This window comes from Paracoccus litorisediminis (assembly GCF_009711205.1).
GTDB classification, from domain to species: Bacteria; Pseudomonadota; Alphaproteobacteria; order Rhodobacterales; family Rhodobacteraceae; genus Paracoccus; species Paracoccus litorisediminis.
Genome location: NZ_WMIG01000025.1, coordinates 1 through 12,556, shown reverse-complemented (window position 1 = coordinate 12,556; position 12,556 = coordinate 1). Strand labels below are relative to the sequence as shown.

At 60.3% G+C, this 12,556-nt stretch carries 6 protein-coding genes and 2 pseudogenes; 6 read left to right on the top strand and 2 right to left on the bottom strand.

Annotation, left to right across the window (positions count from 1 at the left end):
• Positions 1-436 precede the first annotated feature (436 nt).
• Positions 437-1,117, top strand: a complete 681-nt coding sequence (locus tag GL300_RS22935; RefSeq protein WP_155042013.1) for a hypothetical protein — start codon at positions 437-439, stop codon at positions 1,115-1,117.
• A 325-nt stretch (positions 1,118-1,442) separates the two neighbouring features.
• Here GL300_RS22935 and GL300_RS22930 read toward each other — a convergent pair whose 3' ends face one another.
• A complete protein-coding gene (locus GL300_RS22930; protein ID WP_155042012.1) occupies positions 1,443-5,228 on the bottom strand; it encodes a capsular polysaccharide export protein, LipB/KpsS family in 3,786 nt (1,261 codons plus the stop codon).
• A gap of 21 nt (positions 5,229-5,249) precedes the next feature.
• Complete coding sequence (locus GL300_RS22925; protein ID WP_155042011.1) at positions 5,250-7,160, bottom strand: glycosyltransferase; 1,911 nt, start codon at positions 7,158-7,160, stop codon at positions 5,250-5,252.
• 157 nt (positions 7,161-7,317) lie between these two features.
• On the opposite strand from GL300_RS22925, the gene GL300_RS22920 reads away from it, so the two are divergent.
• The 5 genes and pseudogenes from GL300_RS22920 to GL300_RS22905 all read left to right on the top strand — a co-directional run.
• Positions 7,318-7,569 carry a hypothetical protein gene (locus GL300_RS22920; RefSeq protein WP_155042010.1) on the top strand — a complete coding sequence of 84 codons (252 nt, stop codon included), beginning with the start codon at positions 7,318-7,320 and terminating at the stop codon, positions 7,567-7,569.
• Between the two features lie 24 nt (positions 7,570-7,593).
• Positions 7,594-7,695 (top strand): annotated as a pseudogene (locus GL300_RS27540) (integrase); the annotation flags it as partial.
• A 529-nt stretch (positions 7,696-8,224) separates the two neighbouring features.
• Complete coding sequence (gene choX / locus GL300_RS22915) at positions 8,225-9,169, top strand: choline ABC transporter substrate-binding protein (protein ID WP_246195360.1); 945 nt, start codon at positions 8,225-8,227, stop codon at positions 9,167-9,169.
• Positions 9,170-9,185: 16 nt separating this feature from the next.
• The gene (gene betC / locus GL300_RS22910; RefSeq protein ID WP_155042048.1) at positions 9,186-10,700 is read left to right on the top strand and encodes a choline-sulfatase; all 1,515 of its coding nucleotides are present in this window, start codon (positions 9,186-9,188) and stop codon (positions 10,698-10,700) included.
• Between the two features lie 1,224 nt (positions 10,701-11,924).
• Positions 11,925-12,359 (top strand): annotated as a pseudogene (locus GL300_RS22905) (dihydrodipicolinate synthase family protein); the annotation flags it as partial.
• Between the last annotated feature and the right edge of the window lie 197 nt (positions 12,360-12,556).

Here is a 12,556-nt window from a genome sequence, read left to right as displayed (position 1 = left end):
TTGGCAAAAATAATAAGTAAGGCATGGATCGCCCCAGTATCCCGCTCAATGCCCTCCGTGCCTTCGAAGCGGCAGGGCAGCCCGTCACCTTACTTTGTGAAAGGTGGCGTCAAAGCCGCGCGACGCAGGATCTGCAGACTGTAATGCGCCGCCATATCGACGCCTTCAGCATCATGGACGGGCGCCGCAGGAACTACTCTACGATCGGATGAAGGCCGCGGTGATCAACGAAGACGCCTAGGGCGTGATTATCCCCTGCTCGAAACTGAATTGCGCGTCTGGATAAAGGAAAACCGCACCAGGATCAAAAAGACCAAGCACATCATCGACTGCGGCGGCGACAGTACTCAGCTGGCCGAGAGTCGGCACCCGACACTGGCAGACTGGATGAGAGCGACGGAATGTCCGATCCTACCAATCTATCGATCATGACAGCATGAAGGCCATCGCCCGCATCGGAACCAGGATATGGGCGAGATATGGCTACACCACCGCACAGGAAGTGCAATCCATGCCGAACCGGGCGGATATTCTTGCAGAAATCGGCAAAGAGGGCAGCGTCAAGATTGACGTCATGCCTCATACCGATGTGATGACCGTAAAGGACTATGTCGCGGCGCATGTCTCGCAAGAACCGCTTCCGTGTGGCAGGCGCAAAGCGTTATTGATCGCTCACCGCAGGGCTGCACCGCGTTGCGCGACCGTCCCTATTACGATCCGCTCGGGATTACCCGGCAGGCTACAAGGTTACTCCGCCGTGTCGCAGGAGGAAGTCGATGGTGCCGTTAACTGGTCATTCGTGAATGACATCCAGCTTATTGTGCATGCCAATGGCGAAGGCGCGTCGGACGGGCTGATCGCAGTCGTCGATGCAGCGACCAAGAGTACGCCCCTGATCCCTGTCGACGCCGCGCGGCGCACCGTTGTGACCGCGTATACGCGATACCTGCACGGCGCCATAACCGCCCTTGTAACCGCGCGCGCAGTTCCTCGAATATGCGGATCAGTTTTAGCCGCTTTCGCGCTGGTTTGGCGAGGTTCGAGGGCAGAAATCGCTCGAGTTGGCCTTGCTAAGGGACAACCAGCGGCAAGGGTTGGCAGGTGCGCTTGTAGCTGAGCGCCATCTCATCAGAGCGAAGGATATTCCGCACGGTGTTCCGTGAGACATACAGCTTTCGCGCGATATACTTGATCGACCACCGCTGGACATAGAAGGCCCGCTGGACGTGCGCGATCGTAACCTCCCCTTTCATTCCCTTCTCCGTCTGCTGATCCGAAGCAGACGGAGAAGGGGACAAAACAAAACACCTGGGGATCAAAATTCCACGCCTAACCACAATGGACCGCAACACGCCCTAGGTGACAGCAGGGCCTTTTCGACCGAGCGACAGGTCCAGACCTGCGCAGTTAGAGGGGCCCGCAACGCTACTCCTTCTGGAACGTCAGAACTTTTCTCCAATCGGGAAAAACACCCTGCCAACAGCTCGCCGCCACGGGCTTCGCATATTGCGCGCGAACAGGATCGGATCGCGATCGAATTTTTTCTGCATTTCGGGCCGACCCGTAACGCCGATCAGACCTCGCGCGACCGGAACCGCCAGACGGAAGATCCCGAACGGACCCATCGAATTGCCACCGGGATAGACAAGACGGGCGACGAGAGGCCGCCGGCGCGCCCAATGCCTGCGCGAGAACTCGAATGGCTCTGACTTGAACTCATCAAGCCGCTCTGGCGTCGCAAAGCGCGCATAGACTGCCCCGAGGATCGGCGTCAGCAACCATAGCCGCCAGCCCAGAACCCCATAATTGACGATCCTCGGCGCCGGACGCTCAATCGCGGCGGGAACCTCCTTGGGCGGTGGTGCCACGGGTTCGACGATTACCTTGGGTTTCCTGCGATAGCGCCGATAGATTTTCCTGACCAGATCTTCCTCTTCCTCAAAGATCGGAACGGCTTCCGGAATCGCGGCGCGCGGACCGAACAGGTCGCGATCACGGCCCAGATACTCCTTGGCGATGGCGGCGTTCGCCAATTCGACGTGCTGCATCAGCGCATCAGCCTGCTGTTCGGTCAGGACCCATGGCTTGGGCAGCGGGAGCCCGCGTTCCTTACGCCATTCGGTAAGACGTGAGCCGGCTTCCTCGATGAAATTGAAATAGGAGTCACGGCTTTGGAATCGACGTCCGTTGAACCGGCGCAACAGTTCGACATGGCCGGCAGACAGACGGGCGTCGTTCTGCTGAAGCTCGACCGGACGCGGCATGTCCAGCAACTGGGGCAAGCCGGTCGCTTGGGCAAAGTCGGCCAGCAGATCTCCGTCGACGAATTCGCCACGATCATAGACCCGGACATGGACGTTCTCTTGGCCGATCTTTTCACTCCAGGCGGTCAGAGGCACGCGGTAGTCCAGCCATTGCTCGGTCTTTGGCAGGGTCAGCCATTCATCGATCGGTACCTTGACCCGTCCGACGGCGCCGCCAGCGACGAATTCGCAGTACTGAGAGTTCGCCCATTCATCCTGACGGCGCAGATAGACCACCATCTCGACGGGATGTCCGGCAAAATAATCCGCCAGAAGCGGCGAGTTTTCATTCAGGAAGAACGCCTCACTGGACAGCACGATCGTATGGATGCGCCCATCCATCAACTCCAGCCCGCGCCGGATGTGATCGCGCAGCTTGGGATCGTCCTTGAGCGCGGCGCGGTTGAACTGGGAATGTCCGGCCTGCTTGTGCGGCCGACTGGGCTGCCAGAACAATCCCACTTCCGGGAACCAGATCCCCTGTCGCAGCAATTCCGGGCGGTTCTTCTCGAGGAAGTGCTGCAGAAAGGTGCTGCCGGTCTTGGTCGAACCGATATGGATGACGACACGGGGCTTGGGATGGTCGGAATCCGGCTGCGGCTCGGTTACAGGCTGGGCCCGGTGGTTTCGGGCATAGATCGACAGCGATGTCTGCAGCCCCCTTGTCGCCACATCGGTCGGCTCGGCCAGCAGGATCTGGTAAAGCTTATCCTGAGGAATGGGTGCCAGATCGACGGAAAGACGCAGAATATCCCAGCGCCCGGTGACGACGGCCGCCACCATCAGCGGATAGGCCGAGGCAGCCAGACGCATGGCGCTCAGCTTGTGCATGTCCGTCACGAAATCGTCGGGCTGGAAATCGAAGCGCAGGAACTGTTCGCGCAGCCGACTCAGAAAAGCCAGTTCGGCTTCCTCACCCTGCTCACGATAATAGCTGTAGGGTCCGGCCACCAGCATATGCTGGAGAAATTGCGACAGCTGGAAATTCAGATGATGCCGCAGCGGATTGCCACGTTCCGCCGCACCCTCCTCGGCGAGGCTGCCGAAGGTGCTGTCGAAATTCTTCAGCATCATTTCGAAATCGGTCGAGTCGCGTTCACGACGCGCCGTTGAATCCGTGCGGATCCGGTAGGCTGGCCCGTTCATCGCGGACAGGCCGATTGCCTTTGCCTTGACCAGTGCCCGCAGCAGGAAGGCGCGCTCCTCCCATTGCGGGGTGATGAAGCGGATGTCGTTCTGGGTCAGAAAATCTCGGCGATAAAGCCAGGTCCAGCAATGGCGATTGTGCAGCAGATGTGGAGCTTCAGCGAAGCTGGTCTTGCGGACGGCTTCGGTAAAGTATTTCTCGCTGCCGTCCTGCCGTTCCTGCAGCAGCACATCATTCTCGTCGAACACCGCCTCAAAGGCCTTGCGGGCCCGCACCATGTCCAGCCCGTCGGCTTCGGCAAGCTCAAAGAGTTCGCGCAGCATGTCGGTATTCGACAGCCAGTCATCGCCGTCCAGCAGCCAAACATACTTCCCGCGTGCGGCCTCGAACCCCTTGTTCCGGGCCATGCCCTGCTTGACGTTTTGCTCCAGAACGATCGGGCGGATGCGCGGGTCTTCGGCCGCCAGCCGATCGATCACGGCCTGCGCGTTGTCAGGGCTGACATCGTTGACGGGGATGATCTCGACTTCCTTCAAAGTCTGGATCTGGATCGAGTTGATGCATTCCTCGATGTATTTCTCGACGCCATGCACGGGAATGATCACCGAGACTTTTGGCGGTGCCGCGATCTCTGCCGCGGTCGGCGGGCGCTGATAGGGTCGCTTGGTCTCGATATAGGACAAGACGTCCTCGATCTCGGCCACGCCTTTTTTGCCCGGCAGATGATAGATCGTGTACCAGATGTAGAAATAGTGAAAGATCTCGGCCAGGCTGCGGCTGCGATGCCGATGCGGGATTTTCTGGCGGTCGTCGGTCAGGCCCCATCCCGCATAGAACGGCGCGCCAAAGGTCACCACCTTCTTGCCCGCGAACAACGCCTCCAGCCCCATCTGGCTGGTGCCAACATAGACGGTGTCGACCAGATCGAACAGGACATAGGGGTTGATCGGATCGCGCAGCATCCGAACCCGGCCGGTCGACTGAAGATGGGTGTAATAGCCGGTGCGCTTGTCCTTTTCCCAAACCGTATCCGGATGCGTCTTGACCAGAATTTCGGCGTCGGGGTTTTCGGCGATTGCCGCCAGCAACATCTTTTCGAACTCGGCGTCGCCCACCTTGCCGTAGACGGTGGAGGCATCTGCATAGGCCTGATCGCAGACCAGCACCCGGCGCGTGTAGCCCTCGGTCATGGCGGGGGCCTGCATCGGCTGGGCGTTATACTTGCTGACCCGCTGCATGACGATACGCTGCAGCAGCGTTTCCGCCCGGTTCAACTCTTCGGGCGAGGGGTCGGCGTGGCTGTTCAGCTTTCTGACCAGCCGGTTCGGGTAATCCGCCATGAAGTAGTGGGCAAGGTCATCATAGACATAGCCCAGACAGGCATAGGCGGGGTTATGTTCCTTGAAGCTGTGGGACCAGCTATGGGTGGTGGCAAGAAAACCGGCTTCTCCGAACAGAACCTCAGCCGTGGGCGAGGCCGCGTTGAACAGCTTCACCCCGCCTTTGTGCGAGTGATCCGGCTGCTGGAAAATCGTCCCGAAGGCGACGTAAAAATCGGCGGAATCGATCCCTGCCTCGTCGACGGCAATGGCATTGGGGAACAGGTTGGGCAGGTTCGCACCGAAACTGGTCTTCAGGCCATGCGACGCATAGCCAAACCCAGCTTTCTGGTTTTTCAGCGACAGGACATGCTCCCGGATATCCAGATCGGGATCATGCGACAATTGCCGCGTTTCCAGAAGTTCCCTGAACCGAAGGAAAGCCTGTTGATTGCTCATCGTTCGTCCTTTTCCGCGCTTTCAGATCGCGTTGTTCTTGGTAATCGGGCCCCAGACCTGCTCCCACAGCCGAACAGCCATGAGCGTGGCATGGTCTGGCGCCTTGCGGACATGCCGCATGTGCCGTGCCTCGTCGAAAAGCTCTTCCCAGGCACTGTGGATGACGTCATTGCTGAACCGGTCCAGGAAGGTCTGGCGCGCGGCCAACCCCATGCGCGCGCGCGCGTCCTGATCCGACATCAGCTGACGCAAAGCGGCTTCCAGCGTCGCAACGTCGTCATTTTCGCAAAGAATGCCGCTTTCCCCGTCCCTGATCTGCTCACGGACACCGCTGCAAAGCGCGAGTCCCACGGATGGCAGCCCATGCGCCATGGCTTCGCAAAGTGTCAGCGGAAAGCCTTCGAACAATGACGGGATGACGAACAGGTCTGCCGCGGCATAGAACGGGTAGACATCGTCATGCTCACCCGCAAACTGGACCTGATCCTGGATTTCGAGGGTTGTCACCAAGGTCTCAAGCCGCGATCTCAACTGACCGTCGCCGACGATCTGCAACTGCCAGTCAGGAAAATCCTTGGCCAACCGCGCAAAGGCTTCGACGGTGACCGCCTGGTTCTTGCGCGGCACCAGACGAGAGACAGCCAGCAATGTCCGCCGCTCCTTGACGGCGCCGTGATCCGCAAGCGTCGCGGGTTCGGGAACGGTGTTCTGGATGACGCGGGCCTTGCCGCGTATCGACGGGTCCAGCGTGTCGACGAAGTCATCCAGCAGAAGATGGATCAGCGTCGCACCGGCCATCGCGACCTCACGCTCATCCGGCGAAAAGGTGCCCATCCAACTGGGGAAACGCGGGTCGATATGCTCGGACAGGATCAGCGGCAGACCCACTTTATGCGCACAGCGCACATAACGCAGCATGGTGCGGTTCATGTGCAGCCCGACCAATAGGTCCAGATTGCGGCTGGCGACCTCGATCGCCATGCGCTGATCGGCCGGAACATCGGTCGCTTCTGGCAGATGAACCAGCGCGATCCTGTCATCCAACGGCCAGCGCGACGGCGCGCTTTTGTCGTCAAAGGTGAATATCGTCACCTCATGGCCACGGGCGACCATGGCATTTGCCATCATCTGACCGACATTTTCGGTGCCGCCCTTGCCCATGGTGATCCAGGGCACAAAAAAACCTATCTTCATCGGTGCGATCTCTGGTGGATGGGCCAGTTCCTTGCGGGGCGCGGGAACCTGTTGCGGCGCGCGATTCCAACGCCAGTTGACCGCGTGCTTGCGCCCCCAAAAGCCCTGACCGGGGTTGAAGCCCTTGGGGAAACGCCCCGCCTCGGCAAGCGCTTCGATATCGCCATTCGCCCGGCGCAATGCGCCATCGGGCAGCTTTCCGGGACCACGCTGGGCCATACCAAAGATGTTATAGCCGTAATGGATGAAGCGCCCTTCAGCCAATGCGAACCCGGCATCGGCCAGAACATAGATCAGCGACCCCAGATTCCAGCCGCTGTTCACGTGACCGCCGACAACCTGTTCCTTATAGGGTGGCACCGCAACGAACAGCCAACCGTTGGGCTTGAGCAACCGCCGCAATTCCTCCAGTGCCAGTCCCGTATTCGATACATGTTCCAGCACATGGGCGCACCAGATCGCGTCGAACTCGCCATCCTCGAATTGATGGGCGTCGCAGACATCGACATCCGGAATGACGCGCATGCCCTCGGGCAGCGAGGAATGATCCAGATAGGCCTCCATGTTGAAGCCCGTGGCCGTCACTTCCCAACCCGCTTCATGGAACCGTCGCGCAGCCTCGCCCGAACCCGTGCCGATATCAAGGATGCGACCCTTCTGCGGAAAAGAGGCAATGACCTCTTCGATCAGATCGATCTGTCCGGATATCATGGTGGTGACGGGTGGTGATTGCGTCATTGGGATATGCTCTGCTATGTCCTGCCGCCGCCCGGCAAAGCCAATAAAGTCCGGCGGGTAGCTGTCACTTTCCTACCGAGGGCAAGGCGAAATGGCCAGAGTCCGTGATCGCGTTTTGTACCATCCGGAACCACGAGCCTGCCCACATTATTAGCTGATGGTGCAGGACATCGCCACCTGTCTGCAACCTGAAATGACAAAGGCCGGCGGCCGAACCTCGCGGCGGCCAGACGCATGGGCGGGCGGGATGATCGAGCCTATGCCGATATCCGGCCCGCTGGCGCTTCGCCGCCTAAGGAGCTGCGCCAAGACCAGCAAACCGGTACGTTTCGAGAATACCGAAACGACCCGCCAATCGCTCGAACGCTGGATTTCCAACCCGGAGATGCTGGGTCTGAAATTCTCATAGCCAAGTCGCGTTTACCATGGCGAGCACTTGTCGACACGACAGTATGCCCGGATCCTGCGTGAATGGGTGATGTCGATTGGTTTAAAGCCAAACGCCTATGGCACGCATCGGATACGTCGGACGAAGGCCCGCACCTGCCCATAGAGAAACACCCGGATAGGTCGAGGCGATCAGCTTGAGCTGCAGCAGATCGGTTGAACTCTGCATCCTCGGATGCGGTCGAGATGCGGCTTATACTAGGCGTGGCAACCCTACGAGCCCCGGATTTTCGTGGCAACGCAGCAGCCGAGCAGGCGCTTCAAATCAGCCTCCCATCTTGCGCATTGGGGGAAGTGGGCGACCAGCACGTCACCCTGCGGTGCGCCGACATTCCACCGGGTGAAGATTGGTCGCAGGGCGGATGCCTTTGGCCGGAAACCGGCTCTGTGTCATTGAAAATCCCAGTTCGTGACGGCAGAGGTTCATCAGATCGGGGAACTGTCGTGGCAGGCCCCCGGCTACCTCTTGCTTACCTGCTTCGGACCTGTCTGGTAACTTCCGACGCCTTGCGTCAGGATAATTCCGCGCGCCGTCTCCCCACACGGTTCGGGGTGCGAGGACAATCCGACTTCCGGCACAGGGAAGTTGCCCTAATTCAATCTGGCAGGGAACGGACATGAAACCGACGATGATGAAACACGCTTTTCTGACTGCATTTGCCTTGGCGGCCTCGACCGCGACCGGGCATGCGGACGATGCCGCCTGCAAGTCGCTTCGGCTTTCCGATCCCAGCTGGACGGATATCAACGCGACCAATGGCGCAGCCAGCGTCGTGCTGGAGGCTCTGGGCTATGCTCCCGATGTCAAGTTGCTGTCGGTGCCGATCGGCTATCAGTCGATGAAGAGTGGCGAGATCGACGTCTTTCTGGGCAATTGGATGCCCGCGCAGACCGCCTTCATAGACGACCTGAACGCCGCGAATGCCATCGAGGTGCTGAACAAGAACCTGACCGGTGCCAAATTCACCCTGGCCGTGCCCAAGGCTGTCGCCGAAAAGGGCATCAAGGATTTCGCAGACCTCGCCAGCCATGCCGATGAGTTCGGCAAGAAGATCTACGGGATCGAGCCGGGCGCGCCCGCCAATGCCAATATCCAGAAGATGATTGAGGCCAATGATTTTGGCCTTGGCGAATGGGAACTGGTCGAATCCGGCGAACAGGCCATGCTGGCGCAGGTCGCGCGAAACGAAGGTGCGGGCAAGGGCATCGTCTTTCTGGCTTGGGCACCGCATCCGATGAACGAGCAGTTCGACATCGCCTATCTCTCGGGCGGGGATGCCTATTTCGGGCCGGATTTCGGCGGGGCCGAGGTCTTTACGCTGGCGCGCAAGGGCTGGTCTGAAACCTGCCCGAACGCCGCCAAGCTGTTTTCGCAGATGACCTTCAACATCGAGATGGAAAATCAGCTGATGGGCAAGATCCTTGACGGGGCCGACCCCAAGGATGCGGCGACCGAATGGTTCAAGGCCAATCCCGCCGCGCTGACCCCGTGGCTTGCGGGCGTGACCACGCTGGACGGACAGCCGGGCGAGCCCGCAGTCAAGGCGGCGCTGGGACTTTAAGACCACGATGAACAAGATGACACGTCCGAATATCCTGATCCTGATGGTGGACCAGCTGAACGGGACATTCTTCCCCGACGGCCCGGCGGATTTCCTGCATGCCCCCAACCTCAAGGCATTGGCCGCGCGCTCGGTGCGCTTTGCCAATGCCTATACTGCCAGCCCGCTTTGCGCGCCGGCGCGGGCCAGCTTCATGTCGGGGCAATTGCCCCGACGCACCCGCGTCTATGACAATGCGGCCGAGTTTGCCTCGGACATTCCGACCTATGCCCACCACCTGCGCCGCGCCGGCTACCGCACGGCGCTGTCGGGCAAGATGCATTTCGTCGGACCCGATCAGATGCATGGCTTCGAGGAAAGGCTGACCACCGACATCTATCCCGCCGATTTCGGCTGGACGCCCGATTACACCAAGCCGGGTGAGCGGATCGACTGGTGGTATCACAATCTCGGCTCGGTCACCGGCGCGGGCGTGGCCGAGATCACCAATCAGATGGAATATGACGACGAGGTCGCCTTTCACGCGACGCAGAAGCTTTACGACCTGTCGCGCCGTCAGGACGATCGGCCGTGGTGCCTGACCGTCAGCTTTACCCATCCCCATGATCCCTATGTCGCGCGCCGCCGTTTCTGGGACCTGTATGAGGATTGCCCGGCACTGGACCCCGAGGTTCCTGCGCTCCCCTTCGAGCAACAGGACAGCCATTCGCAGCGGTTGCTGGAGGCCTGCGACCACAGGAATTTCCCGATCACCGATGAGGACACAAGACGCGCCCGGCAGGGCTACTTCGCCAATATCAGCTATGTCGATGAAAAGATCGGCGAGATTCTGGATGTGCTGCAGCGTGGCCGCATGGACGATAATACCATCATCCTGTTCGTCTCGGATCATGGCGACATGCTGGGCGAGCGCGGGTTGTGGTTCAAGATGAACTTCTTTGAGGGGTCGGCCCGGGTGCCGCTGATGATTGCCGCCCCCGGCTGGGTACCCGCGCAGGTCCAGGTGCCGGTCTCGACGCTGGATGTGACGCCGACATTGGCCGCACTGGCTGGTCTGGACATCAGTGCGCTGGCACGCTGGACCGATGGCGAGGACCTGACCCCGCTGGCCCAAGGTCAAGGCGGGCGCGGGCCAGTGCCGATGGAATATGCGGCCGAAGGCTCGGTCGCGCCGATGGTCGGTCTGCGTGACGGAAACCACAAGCTGACACTGTGCCAAGCAGACGCACCCATGCTGTTCGATCTGGCCGCCGACCCGCATGAGCTGACGAACCTGGCACAGATCCCCGAACATGCCGCGACCCTCGCGCAGCTGACCGCTCAGGCTCAGGCGCGCTGGAACCTTGATGCCTATGACGCCGAGGTCCGCGAAAGCCAGGCTCGCCGTTGGGTCGTCTATGAAGCCCTGCGCAACGGCGCTTATTTCCCGTGGGACTATCAGCCGTTGCAACGCGCTTCGGAACGCTACATGCGCAATCACATGGACCTGAACGTGCTGGAGGAGAGCAAGCGCTATCCGCGCGGTGAGTAGCGGGCCGGATGCCTCTGTCCCTCGGTCATCGGGCGGAATGGCAACGCCCTCGGCTCAGCTCAGGGCGTTGTGTTCCGAACGAGCACTGGGTTCAGAACACAACGCCGACCAGAAAACCCATTCCGACGGTCGCGATCCACCTGCCATGCCCCCGCGGCAGCGGCGCTGGGATCACCTGCGAGCCATGTCGCAACTGATCGTCCGCGCACATCGGCCAGCTTCCTCTTTGCGGTATTGCAAAGAGGAAGCTGCTTGAATGCTGGTCGCCTCACGCCTATCGACCGCTTGTGTTCACCATGAGCGACAATTTCCCAGTTGCCCGGCCTCGCTTTCACTGGCGGGTAGCGGAGAGCCGGCAATAGTAAATCTAAAGCCAGCTTGATGAACATTCTCCTTTGCGGCGAATGGCAGGGCTGAACTACCTCAGATCCTCAGGCGAAATATTGAGCTACCCCTTCCGATCCTTGGACAGTTTCCGGGGGTGATTGAAGCTGCTGCCTGCGCCTGTTCCAATAGCCCCGGCCGGCGGCTGCCCGCCATGGGCGGCGTGGGGCCGCTGGTGATTCTAGAGTGAGGCTGCGAACGCTATCAGTTCGAGCCCGGCGCATGCGCCGTATCGGCAGAGAGGTGAAGTCCGCGCACCAGACTTGACCGGGGCGATCCACCCGCAGCCCGCCCAAGCCGGAGGGACATGTCTTGCGCCTTTCTTGGCTTGCTGGGTGTTGGGCTTGTGGTAGATCGGTAGTGAGAAGGTTCAGAAAACAGTCCGGTTGTTTTCCCGACGAATGCACATGAGCCGCATCAGCCGCCGGATGCACTTCTGGTTCACGCCATGCCTGCAGACGGTCATTTGCCGGACCCCGGGGGCGTCTCCAGGATTTACCGATCGATCAGCCGCATCAGCCCGAGGTTCTGCTCCGTCTCGCCCGCCGGGGGTGGTCGAACCACGAGCGCGAAATCGACGAGCCGGGCGACACTGCGCCCCGAGAGACAGCGCCTGATGGTCCCGCTCAATCATCCCGTTCGGCATTGTCTCTCGGACCAATGGCGGACTATGGCTCGCTCCACCGGTGGATCATCGCCGGATGCACGCCGTATTCGGCCGCCAGCTCCGACACCGTACGCCTTCACAGCTTCCAGCGCCACGCACCGTGAAACCCGCGTCATGGTTCCGGGGTTTACACATTCCTGATCTCCTCGTCCTTGGAGACCAGAAAACGTCAGATCGTAGCTTCCGTTACCGTCCGGACTCCGGGGAGCTGCCCGGATTCTATCGAGCTGGCCCAAGTTGCGCGTGAGATCGGTGCCGATGCGATTATTCTGGGCACACTGCCCTACTCTGTCCCGACCGAGCGCGAAAATGCGTTGAACGCGCTGGCCATCGACCGCACCGCCGACTTGCCGATCATCCTTTCCAATTATCCGGGCCGCAGGTCAGTCGAAATGGGCCGCGCGTTCCTTGACCGCGTTGGTCGTTCCAAGAACGCCATCGCCACAAGGAAAGCTCGGGTGATATCAACGGCGTCCAGCTGCTGGCACGCGGTTACCCGCATATCCAACTGTCCTGCGGCATGGGCGATCAGGCGCTGAAATTCATTTGCCTGGGGGGTGCGCAGCTGGATCTTCGCGGGCTCAAATTTCCTGACGGAGGAACATGTTTACTGGAGTTACCCCCTCGGGCTGGACCACGGGACTTCATCGAACTAAGCCGCCTTCTGGGCGATTAGCGTTTCGAATTCCTCGGGCGGAGGGTAGCTGAGGGCTGAATGCAGTCTTCGGGTATTGTAGACCTGCTCGATGAACACCGGCAATCGGCCGGCGACATCGGCGAAGGTTTCGTATCCGGCGAGATAGAC

Coding starts and splice junctions, on each gene's coding strand:
- GL300_RS22935 (WP_155042013.1), top strand. CDS start 437: ATGAAGGCCATCGCCCGCATCGGAACCAGGATATGGGCGAGATATGGC.
- GL300_RS22930 (WP_155042012.1), bottom strand. CDS start 5,228: ATGAGCAATCAACAGGCTTTCCTTCGGTTCAGGGAACTTCTGGAAACG.
- GL300_RS22925 (WP_155042011.1), bottom strand. CDS start 7,160: ATGACGCAATCACCACCCGTCACCACCATGATATCCGGACAGATCGAT.
- GL300_RS22920 (WP_155042010.1), top strand. CDS start 7,318: ATGGTGCAGGACATCGCCACCTGTCTGCAACCTGAAATGACAAAGGCC.
- choX (WP_246195360.1), top strand. CDS start 8,225: ATGAAACCGACGATGATGAAACACGCTTTTCTGACTGCATTTGCCTTG.
- betC (WP_155042048.1), top strand. CDS start 9,186: ATGACACGTCCGAATATCCTGATCCTGATGGTGGACCAGCTGAACGGG.